The sequence below is a fragment of the Variovorax sp. YR752 genome (genome assembly GCF_943372545.1).
This window is the reverse complement of record NZ_CALRZC010000170.1, coordinates 1-18,348: the sequence shown is the minus strand read 5'-3', so window position 1 is coordinate 18,348 and position 18,348 is coordinate 1. Positions and strand designations below refer to the sequence as shown.

The window sequence follows — 18,348 nt, the reverse complement described above, 5'->3', positions numbered from 1 at the left end:
GTCGTAGGTCGGCACGCCCCAGCCGAACAGGTAGAAGTCGGTGTCGGCCGAGTTGATGGCGGTGCTGTGCAGCGCAATCGGGCGCGCCGCTACCGTGGTCTTGATGCCGATGCGCCCGAGAAAGCCCGACACCGCCGTGCTGATGGCCTCGTCGTTCACGTAGCGGTCGTTCGGGGTGTGCAGCGTGATCGCAAAGCCGTTCGGGTAGCCGGCCTCGGCCAGCAGTTTCTTGGCCTGCACCGCATTGGCTTTCGGGTAGGCCGCGAAGCCCTTCTCGTAGCCGTGCACGAAAGGCGGCGCGATGATGCCCGAGGGGTTCGACAGGCCGCGCATCACGGCCGCCTTGATCGCATCGCGGTCGATCGCCAGGCCGATGGCCTCGCGCACCTTGGGGTCGGCCAGCGGGTTCTTGCCCTTCACGTCGGCGTACTTGAGTTCCTTCGCGCCCACGTTCAGGCCCAGGAAGATCGAGCGGTTCTCGGGCCCTTCGGTCACGCGCAGGCGCTTGTCGGCCTTGAGCCGGCCCACGTCCTGCGCCGGCAGGTCTTGAACAAAATCGACTTCGCCCGACAGCAGCGCGGCCACGCGCGTGGCGGGCGACTTGATCGGCACGTAGACCAGCTCGGTCACATCCAGCGGAAACTGGCCGCGGCCCCAGTACTGCGGGAACTGCTTGAGCACCGTGCGCGCATCGACCTCGCGCGAGGCCAGCACGTAGGGGCCCGTGCCGTTCTCGTTGCGGGTGGCGAAGTTCTCGGTCTTGCTCGCCACGTCCTGCGACTGCTCGGCCTTGTTCGCCTTGGCCCAGGCTTCGCTGAGGATGAAGAGGTTCGTGAGGTTGTTCGGGAAGATCAGGTTCGGGCCCTTGGTCTTGACCTGCACCGTGAGCGGATCGACCTTCGTCACCTCGGCCACCGACGACAGCAGCGACTTCAGGGCCGACGTCGGCGCCTGCGCCCGCTTGAGCGAGAACACCACGTCGTCGGCAGTGAGCAGCGCGCCGTCATGGAACTTGACGCCGGGGCGCAGCTTGAACTCCCACACCGTCGGGTCGGCCGTGAGCTTCCACGAGGTGGCGAGCGCAGGCTGCAGCTTGCTGTCGGCGCCGCGCAGGATCAACGGTTCGTAGATCTGGTGCAGCAACCCGAAGTTGGTGCCGGTGTTGACCGCATGCGGATCGAGCGTGGCGGGGTCGGCGCTGCGCGCCCATCGCACGGTTTCGGCGGTGGCGACGGCCGCCTGCAGCAGGCCGGCGGCCAGCAGGGCCGCGGTCAGGAGTGGTCGGAACATGGAATCCCTCGGGTGTTCTTGTGAAGTTGAAACAGGCAGATGGCCGCTGTGCATGGACACACGCCTGTCGTTGCGTGGCGGGACTGTGCCCTGCCCTGCGCCGCTCCGAAAGAAGGACTCCGCATATGGAAATGCGGTGTCTGCCGCGCAGCGATCAACGGCGGTCACGCCCTCGCCGCAAGGCGCTTCAGCCGCAGCCCACCCCACACCGCCAACAGCACGCTCGCGCCGAACACCCAACCCGACAGCGCGCCGGCCATCGTGCCGGAGAGCAGGTTGCCGACCGTGCAACCCAGTCCGGTCATCGCGCCCCACCCCAGCAGCACGCCGCCGCCGAGGCCGCGCACAGCCTGGCCCACCGTCGGCCATGCGGGCTTGAACTGCCCGCTCGCGAGCGCCGCGGCCAGCGCGCCCGCCACGAGGCCGCCGACCAGCAGCGCGTTGGGTGTCTGCCAGAGGCTTTCGACCACCGCCGTGACGCAGCCGCCGAAGCCGTCGAGCCCGTCCAGGCGCTGCGGCAGCAGGCCGTGTGCGTTGCCGAGGTCGCGCGCGGCACTGCCCAGCGCAGCCGTGACGCCCAGCGGACGCAGCCGCAGCACCACGATCACCGCGATCGCACCGACCGCGAGGCCGCCCCACGCATACGGCCAGCGCCGGTGCAGCAGGCGGTGCGCCGCGTCGATGAAGCTGCGCGGTGCGGGCAATGCCGCCTCTCCCGCCGGCAGCTTGCGCCAGAGCCAGGCACTCAACGCCGCGAGCACCGCCAGCTGCAGCGCGGCCGAACCCGCATAGCCCAGGTGATGCGGCAGCCACACGACGGGCGCGGTGGCAATGGTGGCGCTGTAGAGCCAGTTCCAGCTCGCGAACCCCAACAGGAATCCCGCGCCGGCACCGAGTAGCGCAAAAGGCGCCGTCGGCGAGCCTTCGCCCAGCCGGTACCAGTGCGCGCTGATGCACGAGCCCGACACCACCATGCCCGCGCCGAAGACCAGCCCTGCGAGCACCAACGCCCCGCTGACCGGGCCGATGTGCGCATCGGGCGGCAGCCGGCCGGGCTGCGGCACGGGCAGCCAGCCCGTCATGACGACGTGCATGCCCACGGTGCCGACCGCGAGCGCGGCCACGATGGCCAGCAGGCCGCGCGCATCGCCGCCTTCGAAGTAGTCGCGCGCGTGGCAGTAGAAGCAGAAGCGCGAACGCTGCAGCACCACGCCAAGCACCGCGCCCAGCCCGAGTGCGAAGGCCAGCGCGCGGCCGCCGCTGCGCCCGCCCAGCAGATGCACGCCGGCCGCGATCAGCAGCAACACGACGACAGCAGCGGTCAGGCCCGTGCGCGAAAGCGGCGCAGGCGCCGCGTTGATTGATGAAGCGGACATGCCCCGGTCCCTTTGTGTTGACCAAAAAAAAGCGAGCACTAAGGCTCGCCCAATGTCGCCCATCGGAGAGGCCGCGAGGTCCCTCCAACGCCGACTCACCTCGAACTCATCTCACCTACCTCAACTCAATCATTTCGACGCCCAGACCGTGCCGGCCGGGTTGTTGATCGGCACGCCGACGGCGTTGCCGTACTCGGTCCACGAGCCGTCGTAGTTGCGCACGTTCTTGTAGCCCAGGATCTTGTGCAGCGCGAACCACGTGTGGCTCGAGCGTTCGCCGATGCGGCAGTAGGTGATGGCCGGCTTGCTGCCGTCGATGCCCACGGCCGCGTAGATCGCCTTCAGCTCGGCGGCCGACTTGAAGGTGCCGTCTTCGTTCACCGCACGGCCCCAGGGCACGTTGGCCGCGCCGGGCACGTGGCCCGCGCGCACCGCCAATTCGGCGGCACCGGCCGGCGCGAAGATCTTGCCGCTGTACTCGTCGGCCGAGCGGATGTCGACCAGCTTCGCGTCGGAGCGGCCCTCGGCCACGGCCAGCACATCGGCCAGCCGCGCGCGCAGCTGCGGGTTGGGCTGCGTCACCTTGAAGCGCGTGGCGACGTGTTCGGGCGCGCGGTTGTCGAACACGCGGTTCTCGGCCTCCCACTTCTTGCGGCCGCCGTCGAGCAGCTTCACGTTCTGCACGCCGTACTGGTCGAACACCCAGGCGCCCCAGGCCGCGAACCAGTTGTTGGTGTCGCCGTAGAGGATGACGGTGGTGTCCTTGTCAACACCGGCCGCCGACAGCAGCTTCTCGAATTCAGCTTGGCTCACGATGTCGCGGCGCACGCGGTCGTTGAGGTCGTTGTGCCACGAGAAATTCACCGCGCCCGGGATGTGGCCGCGCTCGTACAGGCCCGGGTTCACGCTGACCTCGATCACGCGCAGCTTCGGGTTGCGCAGGTTCTTCTCGAGCCAGTCGGTCGAGACCAGCGGGCCGCTGCCGTCGGCCGAGGCCTGGGCAAAGGCAGCGGGCGCGGTGGCCAGAAAGGTCAGCGTGGCGAGGGACGCGGCGCGCCACCATCTGCTGAAGATCGACATGCGGGACTCCTTGTGTTGAATGGAAGACATCTGAAACAGATCAGAGCGAACTCTAGGCAGGCAACGCGCGATCACCAACGAAGCGTTTGCGATAAGCGCATACCCAAAGCGTCTGAGGCTCAGGCGAGCGCGACTTCTTTCTGTGGCAGCTCGGCACGCACACGCCAGCCGAGCTCGGGCGCGATGCGCACGGCGATGTCGTCAAGAATCTGCTCGTAGGCCTCGCTGTCGAAGTTGTAGGGCAGCTCCACGCGCAGCTCGCTCACCAGCGGCAGCACCGGGTCGTGGTGCAGGCGCTCCAGGATCTCGTCCGCGCTCCCCACGAGGTCGCCGGCGAACAGCGTGCGGCGCTCGCCCTGCGGCGTCCGCGTGCGTTCGACGCGGCCCGCCGCGAACGTGCGGTAGCGGCGTCGCGTGGCCGCATCGGCCCCATCGAGCGGCACGATCACGCGACCCAGTGCGATCCGCCCGCGTGCGCCCGGCACTTCGCTGGCGCGGTAGCGTTCGACGAGGCCGGTCTGGGCTTCGAGGAAATCGTCGGTGGTCTCGCCCGTGAGCACGTTGCCCAGCAGCAAGTGAAAGCCGTTGCGCCCCGCCCATTCGGCCGAGCGCAGCGATCCGCCGCCGTACCAGAGCCGCCCGACGAGGCCGGGCGCATAGGGCTGCACACGCGGACGCACGCGCCCGCCGGCGGATTCGATCACCGTGTCTTCGTCGCCCAGCAGCACGTCTTCGAGGTTGGCCCGCAGCCGCGCCACGCGCTTGTGCGTGAAGTCGACGGTGGCCGGCGGTGCGTCCTGGAAGCGAACGCCCAGCAAGGCGCCATGCGGCGGCGCGCCCGCGCTCAGGCCCACCTGCAGTCGTCCGCGCGACAGCACGTCGACGGTGGCCAGGTCTTCGGCCAGGCGGAACGGGTTTTCGTAGCCCATCTGGATCACGGCGGCGCCGAGTTCGATGCGGCGCGTGCGCTGCGTGGCGGCGGCCAGGAAGGTCGGCGCCGACGACACGGCGCGCTCCAGGTGGCGCTGGCGCACCCAGGCGCTGTCGAAGCCGCGCCGCTCGCCGAACTCGAACAGCCGCAGCGCGGCTTCAAGGCCCGCGTGCGGGTCGGCCTCGTCGTAGTTGCCGGGCGTGAGAAAACCGATGTGGTGGATGGTCATGGTCGTGTGTGCGGCGTGTTCAGAACTTCGGCAACCCGGGCGGGTTGACCTCGGACTTCGGCAGCGCCTCTTCCGCGAGGCGCCAGCGCGCGAGCGCCTTGCCGTAGGTGCCGTTGCGGATCAAGCCGTTGGCCGCGGTGGTGAGCGCCACGGCCAGGCCGCTGCCCTTGCGCGTGGCCACGGCCACGTCCGACTTCAGCGGCCAGCCGGCGTTGACGGTGCCCGCGAGCCGCAGTTGCCCGTTCTTCGCGGCCTCGTAGGCCTGTGGTGCGTTGGGGTTGAAGTTGGCGTCGACGCGCTTGGTCGTCACCGCCAGCCAGCGCGTCACATCGTCGTCGTAGTACTGGATCGACACCGGCTTCAGGCCCGCGGCCACGTTCTGCCGGTCCCATTCGAGCAGGATGCGTTCCTGGTTGGTGCCGGCGCCGGTCGTGAGCTTCAGGCCCGCCACGTCCTTCGGTTCCTTGATCGACTGGATGGCGCTGTCGGTGCGCACGTAGAAGCCGTGCAGGCCGAGCCGGTAGGTCGAGAAGTCGAACTTCTCCTTGCGCTGTTCGGTCACGCCCACGTTGGAGATCACGGCGTCGTACTTGCCCGAGCTCAGGCCCAGCGGCCAGTCGGCCCAGGCGATGGGCTGCAGCTCCAGCTTCAGGCCCAGCGCCTCGGCGATGAGGTGGGCAAAGTCGGGGTCGAAGCCCACCACGGTCTTCGCGTCGGTGCCGTAGGTGGAAATCGGCGGTGCGAACGGCGCGATGGCGATGGTCAGCACGCCCTCTTTCACGAACTTGAAGTTCGGTGGAATGGCGTTGACCGCCTCGGCGTCCTTGCCGGTGTGCAGGCGTCCGCGCTGCGCGGGGCTGAAGTCGAAGGTCTCGGCGGCGCGCGCCGGCGCGAGCGCGATCAGCCCGAGGGCGGCCAGTGCCCCCAGTTTTTTCTTGAGCGACATGGTCCCCGCCCCTCAGTTCTTCGGCAGGCCGGGCGGGTTGGTGCGCGCCACCTCGATCGCCTCCGACGCCAGGTTCCAGCGCGACAGCGCCTTGCCGTAGTTGCCGTTCTTGATCTGCGTGTTCAGCGCCAGCGTCACGGCCTCGGCAATGCCCGAGCCCTTGCGCGAGGTGACGGCGATCTCGGCGTTGAGCGGCCAGCCGCCCGACACCAGGCCCGCGAGCCGGGTCTTGCCGTCGCGCGCCTCGTAGGCCGCGATGGCGTTGGGGCCGACATACGCATCGGCGCGGCCCGACTGGATGGCCAGGCGCTGCACCACATCGTCGTCGTAGTACTGGATCTCGATGGGCTTGAGGCCGGCGGCGAGGTTCTGCTTGTTCCAGCGCAGCAGGATCTGCTCCTGGTTCGTGCTGGCCGTCACGATGAGCTTCAGGCCCGCGATGTCCTTCGGCTCCTTGATGGCGCCGAGCTTGCTGTCCGACTTCACGTAGATGCCCAGCTGGTCGTTGCGGTAGGTCGAGAAGTCGAACTTCTCCTTGCGCTCTTCGGTGACCGTGACGTTCGACACCACCACGTCGAACTTGCCCGACTGCAGGCCCAGCGGCCAGTCGGCCCAGGCGGTGGACACCAGCTCCAGCTTGCGACCCAGGCTGTCGGCCACGAGCTGCGCGATGTCGGGCGCATTGCCCACGGGCGTCTTGGTGTCGGTGGCGTAGGCCGCGAACGGCAGCCGGCCGGTGGTGGTGCCCACGACGAGCACGCCTTCCTTCTGGAACTTGAAGTCCTTCGCGAGCCGCACGGCCTCGTCGATCTTCTGTGCGCGCGGGCGGCCCGGCTGCTCCGGGCTCAGGTCGGGCGCCGGGGCGGTCTGGGCCGTGGCGGCCAGGGGCAGCAAGGCGGCCAGAAGAACAATCAGGAGATGGCGTCGATGGGTCATGGAAAGCGGTCGGTTGGAAAAAGAGAAAAGAAGAAAAAGCTCAGAGCACCCGGGCCAGGAATTCAGCCGTGCGCGGGTGCCTCGGCGCGTTGAACACCTGCTCGGGCGTGCCGGTTTCGAGGATGCGGCCCTGCTCCATGAAGACCACGGTGTCGGCCACCTCGCGGGCAAAGCCGATCTCGTGCGTCACGATGAGCAGCGTGGTGCCGGAGCTCGCCAGCTCCTCGATCACCGCGAGCACCTCGCCCACCAGCTCGGGGTCGAGCGCCGAGGTGGGCTCGTCGAACAGCAGCACCTTGGGCTTGAGCGCCAGCGCCCGCGCAATCGCCACGCGCTGCTGCTGGCCGCCCGAGAGCTGGCGCGGGTAGGCGTCCTTGCGGTCGGCCAGGCCGACGCGGGCCAGCAGGTCGGTGGCCAGCGCCTCGGCCTCGGCGCGCGGCAGGCCGCGCACCGACTGCGGCGCCTCGACGATGTTCTCCAGCACCGTGAGGTGCGGGAACAGGTTGAAGTTCTGGAACACCATGCCCACGTCGGCGCGGCGCGTGAGGATGTCTTTCTCGTGCAGCTCGTACAGCGTGTCGGCGTCGCGCCGGTAGCCGATGAGCTCACCGTCGATGGCAATGAAGCCGTCGTCCACGCGCTCCAGGTGGTTGATGGTGCGCAGCAGCGTCGACTTGCCCGAGCCCGACGGCCCGAGGATCACCGTGACGCTGCCGCGCGGCGCGGTGAAGGTCACGTCGTCGAGCACCTGCAGCGCGCCGAAGCGCTTGGACACGCCGTGGATCGTCACTTCGCCGCCGGGTGCGCGCGCGCCGTTCCAGCGTGGCACCTGCGCGGGCGCCGGGGCCGGCACGGACACGGGCACCACCACCGGCGCCCTGCCCCGCGTCCACAGCCCGTGCACCACACCGCCCAGCCACGAGCGCGGCGCATGGCGCAGGGCACCGCGCGAAAAATGCCGCTCGATGTAGTGCTGCGCCACCGACAGCACGGTGAGGATCACGAGGTACCACACGGTCGCCACCATGAGCAGCGGAATCACTTCCAGGTTGCGCCGGTAGATGATCTGGATCGTGTAGAACAGCTCGGGCAGCGCCAGGATGTAGAGGTTCGAGGTGCCCTTGGCCAGCCCGATGATGTCGTTGAAAGCCGTGGGCAGGATGCTGCGCATGGCCTGCGGCAGCACGATGCGCGAAGCCTGGCGCCGGCGAGCAAGGCCCAGCGCAGCCGCTGCTTCCAACTGCCCTTGGTCCACCGACAGAATGCCCCCGCGCACGATCTCCGAGGCAAAGGCCGCCTGGTTCAGCGTGAGGCCCAGCAGCGCCGCCACGAAGGGGCTGATGAGCTGCGTCGTCGGGTACGAGAAGAACGTGAGATCGGTGAACGGCACGCCGAGCGACACGGTCTCGTACAGGTAGCCCAGGTTGTTGATGATCAGCAGCAGCACGATCACCGGCACCGAGCGAAAGAGCCAGGTGAACACCCAGGCCAGCCGCGCCAGCAGCGGCGAGCGCGACACCCGCGCCAGCGCCAGCCCGGTGCCGAAGAAGAAACCCAGCACCGCGCCCAGCGCAGTGAGCAGCAGCGTGCGGCCCAGGCCGGCCAGCACCGGCTCCGAAAAGAACCACTCGGCGAACACCGGCCAGCCCCAGCGCGGGTTGGTGAGCACCGAATGCAGCACGAGGCCGATCACCGCCACCGCGAAGATCGTGCCGACGGTGCGCGCCGGATACGTCGCGGGGACGATGCGCAAATGCGAGTAGTCGCCCTTGGCAGGCGGCGTTGCATCACTCCGGCGAACGGGCACTGCGGGGCTGCGCGGCGCGGGGCCGACGTCGCTCACGGTGGTCGTGTTCATCGCGACACCGCCTCGCTCAGCGCTGTGCCGGCGCGGCCTTGCGCGGCCCACTGCGCCAGGTGCTTCTCGAACGGCAGCTTGCGCGGCGTCTCGGGATCGGCGTCGTCGGTGAAGAGCGCCGTGTAGCCGTGGCTGCGGTACAGGCCCACGGCCTCGGGCTGGCGAAAGCCCGTCGTGAGGTAGATGCGCTCATAGCCCTGGCGCAGCACCTGTGCCTCCAGCTCGGCGAGCACGCGGCTCGCCAGGCCCTGGCGGCGCAGCGCGCCATGCGTCCACACGCGCTTGAGTTCGGCGGTGCGTTCGTCGTGGCGCATGAAGGCGCCGCCGCCGATCGCCACGCCGTCGCGCAGCAGCAGCACGAAGTTGCCGTGCGGCGGTGCGAACACCTCGGGCGGGTAGCGGTCGATCTCGCGCGGTGCACCGGGCTCGCGCAGCACGTCGCCGTAGCGGCTGTCGTACTCGAAGGTGAGCCCTTCGATCAACGGCCGGGCCAGCGGGTCCAGCGGCGTGGTGTAGAGAAACTGTTCGCTCATGGGGTGGTTTCCTGGGTGTCGCCGTCGGCGGAAAGAAAGCGCTCGGCCAGCCGGGCCCAGTACACGGCCGCGGGCGCAAGGATCGCGTCGTTGAAGTCGTAGCGCGGGCTGTGCAGCGAGGCGCTTTCGCCATTGCCGAAGAACACGTAGCTGCCGGGGCGGGCCTGCAGCATGTAGGCGAAGTCTTCGCTGGCGGTGCGCGGGCGGAAGGCCGGGTCGACCCGCTGCGCGCCGAAGGTGTCGAGTGCAACGGCGCGCGCGAAGGCGGTTTCCTCTGCGTGGTTGACCACCGGCGGAAAGCCCGGCCGGTAGTCCACCTCGGCCTGCGCACCGAAGCTCTCGGCCTGCGCCCGTGCCAGCGCGGGAATGCGTTGTGCCAGCAGCGCGCGCACCTCGGGCTTGAACGAGCGTGCCGTGAGCTTGAGCTCGACCGTGTTCGGGATCACGTTGGAGGCTTCGCCGCCGTGGATGGAGCCGACCGTGACCACGCCCATGTCGAGCGGATCGACGTTGCGCGCCACCACCGTCTGCAGCGCCGCGATCAGGTGCGCGCTCGCGACCACAGGGTCGACCGTCTCGTGCGGCTGCGCACCGTGGCCGCCCTTGCCGCGCACCGTGATGTGGGCCTGGTCGATGGCCGCCATCGCGGGGCCGGTGACACAGCCCACATGCCCCGTGCTCACGCCGGGCCAGTTGTGCAGGCCGAACACCGCATCGCACGGGAAGCGCGTGAACAGACCCTCGTCGATCATCTTCTTCGCACCCGCGCCGAGTTCTTCGGCGGGCTGGAAGATCAGGTGCAGCGTGCCGCGAAAGCTGCCCGCCTCGGCCAGGAAGCGCGCCGCCGCGAGCAGGATCGCCGTGTGGCCGTCGTGGCCGCACGCATGCATCACGCCCGCGTTCTCGCTCGCATACGGCAGGCCCGTGGCTTCGTGGATCGGCAGCGCGTCCATGTCGGCGCGGATGCCGAGGCTGCGCCCCGACCCGCGCCGCAGCGTGCCCACCACGCCGGTGCCGGCCAGGCCGGTCGCGACCTCGTAGCCCCAGGCCGCGAGCCTCTCGGCCACGAGCGCCGAGGTGCGGTGCTCCTTGAACGACAGCTCGGGGTGCTGGTGAATGTCGCGCCGCAGCGCAATGAATTCGTCGCCGTAGCCGGCAATGGTCGATTCGACGCGGTGGATGTCCTTGAGGGCCGGGCGTGGCAATGCGGCGCCCATCAGGCGGCTTTCCGCTCGGGGGCGGCGTTGCCTTGGGGCAGCGCATGGCGGCTCGCCTTGCGCTGCAGGCCCAGGTGGTCGCGCAGGGTCTGGCCGGGCAGCGTGCGCTGGTAGCGACCGCGGGCCTCCAGTGCGGGAACCACGAACTCGATGAAGTCGTCGAGGCCCTGCCCCAGCACCGGGAAGCCGAGGATGAAGCCGTCGGCCGCGCCCTCGTCCACCCAGCGGATGATCTCGTCGGCGATGCGCTCGCCCGTGCCCACGAACTGCGTGCGTGGCGTGGCGACTTCGAGTGCCACCTCGCGCAGCGTCTGGCCCTTGGCCTTGGCATTCGCCTTGATGCGGTCGGTGGTCGAGCGAAAGCTGTTGCGGCCGATCTCGCCCAGCTCGGGAAACGGCGCATCGAGCGGGTACTGGCTGAAGTCGTGGTGGTCGAAGAAGCGGCCCAGGTAGGCCAAGGCTTCTTCGACCGTCAGCAGTGCGCGGATGGCGAGGTACTTGGCCTCGGCCTCGGCCTCGGTGGCAGCGACCACCGGGCCGATGCCCGGGAAGATCTTCACGTCGCCGGCCTGCCGGCCCTGCGCGACGGCACTGGCTTTGACCTGCTTGAGGAAGGCGCGCGTGTCTTCGAGCGAGGGCGAATGCGTGAACACCGCGTCGGCGTACTTGCCCGCGAGACCGATGCCGGCGTCCGACGAGCCGGCCTGGAAGATCACGGGCTGCCCCTGCGGTGAACGCTGGATGTTCAGCGGCCCCGCCACCTGGAAGAAGCGGCCCTTGTGGTCCAGCGTGTGCAGCTTGTCGCGGTCGAAGAACTGACCGCTCTCGCGGTCGCGCACGAAGGCGTCGTCGTCCCAGCTGTCCCACAGGCCCTGCGTCACGGCCAGGTATTCGTCGGCGATCTCGTAGCGCAGCCCGTGCTCGGGGTGCGCGCGGCTGTAGTTCTTGGCGCTGCCTTCGAGCGGCGTGGTCACCACGTTCCAGCCTGCGCGCCCGCCGCTGATGAGGTCGAGCGAGGCGAACTGCCGCGCCACCGTGAACGGGTCGCTGTACGAGCTGGAGATGGTGCCCGCGAGGCCGATCTTCGAGGTGACGGCGGCCAGCGCCGAGAGGATGGAGATCGGCTCGAAGCGGTTGAGAAAGTGCGGAATCGACTTCTCGTTGATGTAGAGCCCGTCGGCCACGAAGGCAAAAGCGATGCCCGCGGCCTCGGCCTTCTGCGCATTGCGGATGAAGAAGTCGAGGTTGACGCTGGCATCGGCCGGGCCGCCCGGGTGCTTCCAGGCATTCATGTGGCTGCCGGCCCCTTGCAGCATGACGCCGAACTGGATGTTGCTCATGACGATCGTTCTTGTGATGGGAAAGAAAAAGAAGAAGACGCTCAGGCCAGTGCGGGCTCGTGGGCCTGCGCCAGCAACTCGACGGCCGTGGCACGCGCGGCGAAATTCGCCACTGGGATGTCGATCACGAACTCCTCGATGCCGTGGCGCGCGCTGAGGGCGTTGAGCGCATCGCGCACCTCGTCGCCGGTGCCGGCGATGACGTGCGGGCGCCGCTCCTCGGTGCGGTAGTCGCTGGTGCCGGCCTGCCGTGCGAACTCGGCGGCGGCTTCGAGGCTCGGCAGGTTCACGCTCTGGCCCGTGCCCAAGGTCACGCGGAAGCTGCGCAGCGCGCCCACCAACTGCGCGGCCTCGTCGTGCGTCTCGGCCGCGAAGGCGAACAGCGCGAGCAGCGGTGCGCGGCCGGTCGCGCCGCGGTAGGCGTCGATCGATTGCTCGATGTTCACGGGGTCGCCGTTGAAGTGACCCGCGTAGACGAACTGCCAACCCAGCCGCGCCGCGAGCAACGCGCTTTCGGGGCTGCCGCCAAGCAGCACGCGCTGCGGCGGCTGCGGCGGGAATGGCGTGGCGACCGCACCCGCCAGTGCATGGTCGGCGGGCACACCGTCGTGCAGGAAGGCATCGAGCTCCTGCAGGCGCGCTTCGAAATCGAGGGCCTTTGCCTTCACCGGATCGTGCAGCGATTGCAGCGCCTTGCTGGTCAGCGGCAGCCCGCCCGGCGCCTTGCCGATGCCCAAGTCGACGCGGCCCGGCGCCAGCGAGGCCAGCACCTTGAAGGTCTCCGCGACCTTGAACGGGCTGTAGTGCTGCAGCATCACGCCGCCGGTGCCGATGCGGATGCGCGAGGTCTTCGCGAGCAGGTGCGAGGCCAGCACCTCGGGCGCCGAGCCGGCGTAGGTGCGGTTGCCGTGGTGCTCGGCCAGCCAGTAGCGCCGGTAGCCCAGACGTTCGGCGCGCTGGGCCAGCGCGATGGTGTGCTGGAACGCCTGCGCGGCGTCGGCACCTTCGGGGATCAGGCTCTTGTCGAGCAGGGAGAGCGAGTAGGACACGGTGTTCGGCGATGGCGCAGTGGAAGCGGGTGTGCTTCAAATTCTGCGAGCCATCGCACGGGCCGTTTGCGCTGAATTCCTCTATCGATATCTGGAATCTGCGGGGTCGTGCGGCTCACCATGCATACGGCAACAGCGCCGCCACGGCCGTGGCGTGCAGCCTCCTGCGCACGCGCAGCGGCACATGCCCATGCGGTGCGCGGCGCGCCACTTCATGCGGCGACGGCGTTGCGATGCACCAGGCAATGGCGGTCAGCGCGAGGATGTGGCGGGCCTGTGCGGCCGGGGACGAAGAGGCGATGGTGTGCAGCGACATGGCGGGCGGTTTCCCTGGATCAATGCCGCCGATTCTGCGAAGCACCCGCGCCCTTGCCAACGACGGATTGCGAATGTGCTGATGCGGTTTGCATCGCATCCGCGCGCTCAAAGGAGTTGCCCCGCCCCCCGTGCACTGGCTACGATGGGCACGCAACCACCCAAGGAGCAGCCGCCATGTCGAACCATGTCTACAAGTCGCTCGAGCTGACCGGCTCGTCCCCCACGAGCATCGAGGACGCGGTGCAGACCGCCATCGCGAAGGCGCATGAGACGGTGCGCAACATCCAGTGGTTCACCGTCACCGAGACGCGCGGCCACGTGGTCGACGGCAAGATCGCGCACTGGCAGGTGACGGTGAAGATCGGCTTCACGCTCGAATAGCCGCAACGCGGCCTTGACGGGTCAGGCGCGCAACGCCGACGTGCCTTCGTAGATAAAACGGCGCGACCACGGCAGCGTCTTGGCAGCCCTGCCCGCCTTGCGCCCAACGATCTGGTAGATCGCCACGTCGTCGTTCTCGAAGGCATAGGCGCAGCCCGCAAGGTAGATGCGCCAGATGCGGAACTTCTCTTCGTCGACGAGCGCACGTGCCTCGTCGGCGTGGGCCTCGTAGGCGTCGCTCCAGTGGCGCAGCGTCTGCGCGTAGTGACGGCGCAGGTTCTCCACGTCGAAGGCTTCGAGCCCGCCCTGCTGCATGGCCTGCAGCGCCAGGCTGATGTGCGGCAGCTCGCCGTTGGGAAACACGTAGCGGTCGATGAAGTCGCCGCCGCCATACGACACGCCGCCGCCCTCGGGGTCGGACGAGGTGATGCCGTGGTTCATGACGATGCCGTCGTCGGCCAGCAGCTGTTGCACGCGCTTGAAGTACTCGGGCAGGTTCTTGCGGCCCACGTGCTCGAACATGCCGACGCTGGTGATGCGATCGAATTGGCCGGTCACGTCGCGGTAGTCCTGCAGGCGGATCTCGATGCGGTCTTGCAGGCCGGCGGCTTTCACGCGTTCGGTCGCCAGGTCGAACTGGTTCTGCGACAGCGTGACGCCCACGCAGCGCGCGCCGAACTTCTGCGCCGCGCGGATCACCAGCGCGCCCCAGCCGCAGCCGACGTCGAGCAGCGTCTGCCCCGGCTTGAGTTCGATCTTGGTGAGGATGTGGTCGATCTTCTTCAGCTGCGCGGTGGCCAGGTCTTCGTCGCCGTTCTCGAAGTAGGCGCACGAATAGACCATGTTCGCGTCGAGCCAGAGTTGGTAGAACGCGTTCGACACGTCGTAGTGGTACTCGATGGATTTCTTGTCCGACGACTTGGTGTGCGCGAAGTAGCGCGCCATGCTTTGCAGCGCGCCGCCGGGCTTGTCGAGCGAGGTCTTCGCCAGGCCGTAGGCGATGTCGATCACGTCGCTGAGCTTGCCTTCGATGTCGATCTTGCTCTTGACGTAGGCCTCGCCCAGGTTGTCGAGCGTCGGCTGCAGCATCAGCGACAGCGCCGCGGGCGATTTCACGTGCAGCGTGACCGCCGGCCCGCTGAAGTCACCGAAGTCGTAGGACTGGCCGTCCCACAAGGTGAGCCGCGCGGGCAGGTTGGCCCGTGCCCGAACCGCGGCGCTCCACTGCGCCAGCTTCTTTTCCCAAAGCATGCATCTCTCCGAGTTGTTGAGTAGTCCCGCCTCCACGGGCGGATGGGGTGCTGCAGCAACAAAACGATAACGAGATTTTGCGAAACCTGCATTTCCACGACGACGCAAGAAATCGCGGCAAGTGCTAGGTTGGATGATTGCTTGGGCGAGCCCTGAGCCCTGCTACGCGGCTTCCATCGACGTCGCGTCGTTGCCGGCCTCGCCGAGCCAGCGCCGCTTGTCGCGCAGCGGCGGCGCGCCGAACATGCGACCGTACTCGCGTGCGAACTGCGAAGGGCTTTCATAGCCCACGTTGTGCGCCGCGCTCGCCACGTCGGTGCCGGCGATCAGCATCTGGCGGCGCGCTTCCTGCAGGCGCAGCTGCTTCTGGTACTGCAGCGGGCTCATCGCCGTCACGGCCTTGAAATGATGGTGGAACGACGACACGCTCATGTGCACCGCACGCGCCATGTCTTCCACGCGCAGCGACTGCGCGTAGTTCGTGCGCAGCGCGCTGATGGCTTTGGCGATGCGCTGCGTGTGGCTGTCGTGCAGCGCAATCTGGCGCAGCCGCGCGCCCTCGCCGTTCACCAGCAGTCGGTACATGATCTCGCGCTTGATGAGCGGCGCCATGATCGGAATGTCTTCGGGCGTGTCGAGCAGCCGCAGCAGGCGCAGCACGGGCTCGAGCACCGGCATGGCGATGCGGTTGACGTACATGCCGCGCGAGGCCGGTGCGTTGGCCTTGGCCGGCAGTTTTTCGTCGCCGATGAGGTCGCCGATCTCGTCGACCGCCAGCTCCAGCCGCACGCCCAGGTAGGGCTCGTTCTCGCTGGTCACGCACACCTGCCCGCACACCGGCAGGTCGACCGAGGTGACGAGGTAGTTCATGGGGTCGTACACGTAGATGTCGTCGCCCACGATGATCCGCTTGGAGCCCTGGGCAATGAGGCCCAGCGCCGGCGTCGCGAAGCCGTGCTTGGGGCCGTCGGGCTTGCTGATGCAGTGCACCTGCAGGCCGGGCACGGCGCAGTCGACCGTGCCGTCCTGTCCGCGCGTGATGTGGCGGATGAGCTGCACCAGCTCTTCGCGGGCGGCATCGAGTTCGGGGTCCAGCGGCATCGGCATGGCGAGGACGGTGGCGGTGTCGAGGGTTTCGTCGGACATGGGTGGGCCTCTGACAAAAGGGGCGCGGCCGCGGTCACGGCCATGGAGGATTGGGCTGCCCGCAGCTTAGCGCCGTGCCCTCGAATCTGCACGACCCCTGCGCGAGGTCTGGAGGAATAGGCAAAGACTTTGCAGAAACGCGCTCGCCGGCCGGGTGCCTCCGGCCGGATACTTTTTCGCAACCACCGGCATTCCCGCAGCTCGTGCAGGCCGGACGGCTCCTCCTCACGCAAAGGACAACTTTCGATGCACTACCGCAAATTCGGCCGCACCGGCCTCCTGGTTTCCGAACTCTGCCTGGGCACGATGACCTTCGGCGGCGCGCCGGGCATCTGGGACCACATCGGCCAGCTGCAGCAAGGCGAGGCCGAAGGCCTCATCGGCCGCTCGCTCGATGCCGGCATCAACTTCATCGACACGGCCGACGTGTACTCCGACGGCCTCTCCGAGACCATCACCGGCCAGGCACTGAAGAACCTCAAGGTGCCGCGCGACCGCGTGGTGGTCGCCACCAAGGTGCTCGGCGAGACCGGCAGCAAGGGCGTGAACTCCGCCGGCGCCTCGCGCTATCACATCATGGACGGCGTGAAGGCCAGCCTGAAGCGGCTGCAGCTGGACCACATCGACCTGTACCAGATCCATGGCACCGACCCGCTCACGCCCATCGAGGAAACCGTGCGCGCGCTCGACGACCTCGTGCGCCAGGGCCACGTGCGCTACGTGGGCGTGTCGAACTGGGCCGCGTGGCAGATCGCCAAGGCGCTGGGCATTGCCGAGCGCGACCGGCTCGCGCGCTTCGAGTCGCTGCAGGCTTATTACACCGTGGCCGGGCGCGACCTGGAGCGCGAGCTGGTGCCGATGCTGCGCAGCGAACAGCTCGGCCTGATGGTCTGGAGCCCGCTGGCCGGCGGCCTGCTGAGCGGCAAGGTCGATCGCCACACGGCCACCGCGGAAGGCAGCCGCCGCGCGAGCTTCGACTTTCCGCCGGTGAACGTGGAGCGCGCCTACGACTGCATCGACCTCATGCGCCAGTTCGCCGAACCGCGCGGCGTGTCGGTGGCGCAGATCGCGCTGGCGTGGCTGCTGCACCAGCCGGTCGTGACCAGCGTGATCGTCGGCGCCAAGCGCATCGATCAGCTCGACGACAACATCGCCGCCACCGAGGTGAAGCTCACGGCCGACGAGCTGGCGGCGCTCGACACCGCCAGCGCGCTGGCGCCCGAGTACCCGGGCTGGATGCTCACGCGCCAGGGCGGCGTGCGCGCCCAGCGGCTGGCCGACTCAGGCCGTCGCGGCTGACACGAGCGGGGCCTCGGTGCGACGCGCGGCATGGGCCGCGCTCGCCCGCAGCGCGCGCAGGTCGAGGTGCTCGGCGGCGCGCGCGGCCTCGGGTTCGGCCAGGTGCGGCACCATGCCCAGCAGCGGCGCACCGAGCCGGGCGCGCAGCGTCTGCAGGTTGCCCTCGGGCGAGAGCATCTGCGGCTCGACCACGCTCGCCACCCAACCCGCGAGCACCAGCCCGCGCGCACGGATCGCCTCGGCGGTGAGCAGCGCGTGGTTGAGGCAGCCCAGCCGCAGCCCGACCACGAGGATCACCGGCAGGCCCAGCGCCACCGCGAGGTCGGCGGTGTCCAGGTCGTCGCCCAGCGGCACGCAAAAGCCGCCCACGCCTTCCACCACCACCGCGTCGGCATGGGCCGACAGCCGCTCGAAGGCATCGAGCAGCACGGGCAGCGCGACCTGCACGCCCTCTTCCCGCGCCGCCAGGTGCGGCGACATCGGCGCCTTCAGCACGTAGGGGCAGCGCCAGGCGAGCGGCGCGGCGACATTGCCGGCCGCCTGCAGGCGCTCGACGTCTTCGTTGCGCCATTCGCCATCGATGGCATCGAGCCCCGCCGCCACCGGCTTCATGCCGACCGCGCGCAGGCCCGAGGTGGCCAGCAGCGCGAGCATGGCGCTGCTCACCAGCGTCTTGCCGACGCCGGTGTCGGTGCCGGTGACGAACCAGCGGCGCTGTGTCGCTGCTGCCGTCGTCGTCATGCGGCCTCCGGCCACGGTTCGGCCAGGGCCTCGCCCAGCGCACCGATGAGCCGCGCCACGTCGGCCTCGCTGTGGCTCGCCGACAGCGCGATGCGCAGCCGCGCGGTGCCGGCGGGCACGGTCGGCGGACGGATCGCGCCGACGCGCAGGCCGTGCGCGTCGAGCCGTTCCATGGTCTGCATGGCGCGCGCGTTGTCGCCCACGATGAGCGGCTGGATCGCGGTCGGCGAATCGGCCAGCCAGGCGCTGCCGTCGGCGGGCAGCACCTGCTTCAGGCCGCTGCGCAGTTGCGTGATGCGGGCGCGCAGTTGCGCGCGGCGGCGCATGCCCTCCTCGCCCTCGATGAGCGCCAGGCTCGTCAGCAGCGCATGCGCCACTGCTGGCGGCGCGGCCGTCGTGAAGAGATAAGGCCGCGCGCGCTGCACCA

The 18,348-nt window shown here is 69.0% G+C and carries 18 protein-coding genes; 2 read left to right on the top strand and 16 right to left on the bottom strand.

Annotated elements, in window-relative coordinates:
* The 12 genes from AAG801_RS29685 to AAG801_RS29630 form a co-directional block, all read right to left on the bottom strand.
* Positions 1–1,290, bottom strand: a 1,290-nt coding sequence (locus AAG801_RS29685) for an ABC transporter substrate-binding protein (protein WP_341891614.1), incomplete at its 3' end; no start/stop codon positions are given.
* A gap of 164 nt (positions 1,291–1,454) precedes the next feature.
* A complete protein-coding gene (locus AAG801_RS29680; protein ID WP_341891613.1) occupies positions 1,455–2,666 on the bottom strand; it encodes a YeeE/YedE family protein in 1,212 nt (403 codons plus the stop codon).
* Positions 2,667–2,795: 129 nt separating this feature from the next.
* The gene (locus AAG801_RS29675) at positions 2,796–3,746 is read right to left on the bottom strand and encodes a sulfurtransferase (RefSeq protein WP_341891612.1); all 951 of its coding nucleotides are present in this window, start codon (positions 3,744–3,746) and stop codon (positions 2,796–2,798) included.
* Between the two features lie 119 nt (positions 3,747–3,865).
* Positions 3,866–4,906 carry an LLM class flavin-dependent oxidoreductase gene (locus AAG801_RS29670; RefSeq protein ID WP_341891611.1) on the bottom strand — a complete coding sequence of 347 codons (1,041 nt, stop codon included), beginning with the start codon at positions 4,904–4,906 and terminating at the stop codon, positions 3,866–3,868.
* Between the two features lie 19 nt (positions 4,907–4,925).
* On the bottom strand, positions 4,926–5,852 hold the full coding sequence (locus AAG801_RS29665; RefSeq protein WP_341891610.1) for an ABC transporter substrate-binding protein: 927 nt from the start codon (positions 5,850–5,852) through the stop codon (positions 4,926–4,928).
* Between the two features lie 12 nt (positions 5,853–5,864).
* Positions 5,865–6,788, bottom strand: a complete 924-nt coding sequence (locus tag AAG801_RS29660; RefSeq protein ID WP_341891609.1) for an ABC transporter substrate-binding protein — start codon at positions 6,786–6,788, stop codon at positions 5,865–5,867.
* A 40-nt stretch (positions 6,789–6,828) separates the two neighbouring features.
* Positions 6,829–8,646 carry an amino acid ABC transporter permease/ATP-binding protein gene (locus AAG801_RS29655; RefSeq protein ID WP_341891608.1) on the bottom strand — a complete coding sequence of 606 codons (1,818 nt, stop codon included), beginning with the start codon at positions 8,644–8,646 and terminating at the stop codon, positions 6,829–6,831.
* The gene (locus AAG801_RS29650; RefSeq protein ID WP_341891607.1) at positions 8,643–9,179 is read right to left on the bottom strand and encodes a GNAT family N-acetyltransferase; all 537 of its coding nucleotides are present in this window, start codon (positions 9,177–9,179) and stop codon (positions 8,643–8,645) included. Before AAG801_RS29650 ends, AAG801_RS29655 begins: the two co-directional genes overlap by 4 nt.
* Positions 9,176–10,396, bottom strand: coding sequence for a M20 aminoacylase family protein (locus tag AAG801_RS29645; protein WP_341891606.1), 1,221 nt, complete (start codon positions 10,394–10,396; stop codon positions 9,176–9,178). The genes AAG801_RS29650 and AAG801_RS29645 overlap by 4 nt, the downstream gene beginning before the upstream one ends.
* On the bottom strand, positions 10,396–11,742 hold the full coding sequence (locus AAG801_RS29640) for an LLM class flavin-dependent oxidoreductase (protein WP_341891615.1): 1,347 nt from the start codon (positions 11,740–11,742) through the stop codon (positions 10,396–10,398). Before AAG801_RS29640 ends, AAG801_RS29645 begins: the two co-directional genes overlap by 1 nt.
* Positions 11,743–11,777: 35 nt before the next feature.
* The gene (locus tag AAG801_RS29635) at positions 11,778–12,785 is read right to left on the bottom strand and encodes an LLM class flavin-dependent oxidoreductase (RefSeq protein WP_341891605.1); all 1,008 of its coding nucleotides are present in this window, start codon (positions 12,783–12,785) and stop codon (positions 11,778–11,780) included.
* Between the two features lie 115 nt (positions 12,786–12,900).
* Entirely contained in the window at positions 12,901–13,101 is a 201-nt protein-coding gene (locus tag AAG801_RS29630; RefSeq protein WP_192196637.1) for a hypothetical protein, read from the bottom strand.
* A gap of 176 nt (positions 13,102–13,277) precedes the next feature.
* On the opposite strand from AAG801_RS29630, the gene AAG801_RS29625 reads away from it, so the two are divergent.
* Entirely contained in the window at positions 13,278–13,484 is a 207-nt protein-coding gene (locus AAG801_RS29625) for a dodecin (RefSeq protein ID WP_056581096.1), read from the top strand.
* Positions 13,485–13,505: 21 nt separating this feature from the next.
* On the opposite strand, the gene AAG801_RS29620 is transcribed toward AAG801_RS29625, so the two are convergent.
* Positions 13,506–14,735 carry a cyclopropane-fatty-acyl-phospholipid synthase family protein gene (locus tag AAG801_RS29620; RefSeq protein ID WP_341891604.1) on the bottom strand — a complete coding sequence of 410 codons (1,230 nt, stop codon included), beginning with the start codon at positions 14,733–14,735 and terminating at the stop codon, positions 13,506–13,508.
* 162 nt (positions 14,736–14,897) lie between these two features.
* On the bottom strand, positions 14,898–15,881 hold the full coding sequence (locus AAG801_RS29615; protein WP_341891603.1) for an AraC family transcriptional regulator: 984 nt from the start codon (positions 15,879–15,881) through the stop codon (positions 14,898–14,900).
* 246 nt (positions 15,882–16,127) lie between these two features.
* Here AAG801_RS29615 and AAG801_RS29610 point away from each other — a divergent pair, with 246 nt between their 5' ends.
* Positions 16,128–17,180 carry an aldo/keto reductase gene (locus AAG801_RS29610; RefSeq protein ID WP_341891602.1) on the top strand — a complete coding sequence of 351 codons (1,053 nt, stop codon included), beginning with the start codon at positions 16,128–16,130 and terminating at the stop codon, positions 17,178–17,180.
* On the opposite strand, the gene bioD is transcribed toward AAG801_RS29610, so the two are convergent.
* Both bioD and AAG801_RS29600 read right to left on the bottom strand, forming a co-directional pair.
* Entirely contained in the window at positions 17,163–17,921 is a 759-nt protein-coding gene (gene bioD / locus AAG801_RS29605; RefSeq protein ID WP_341891601.1) for a dethiobiotin synthase, read from the bottom strand. The two genes, AAG801_RS29610 and bioD, sit on opposite strands and share 18 nt — an antisense overlap.
* Positions 17,918–18,348, bottom strand: a 431-nt coding sequence (locus AAG801_RS29600; protein ID WP_341891600.1) for an aminotransferase class I/II-fold pyridoxal phosphate-dependent enzyme, incomplete at its 5' end; no start/stop codon positions are given. The genes AAG801_RS29600 and bioD, both read right to left, overlap by 4 nt.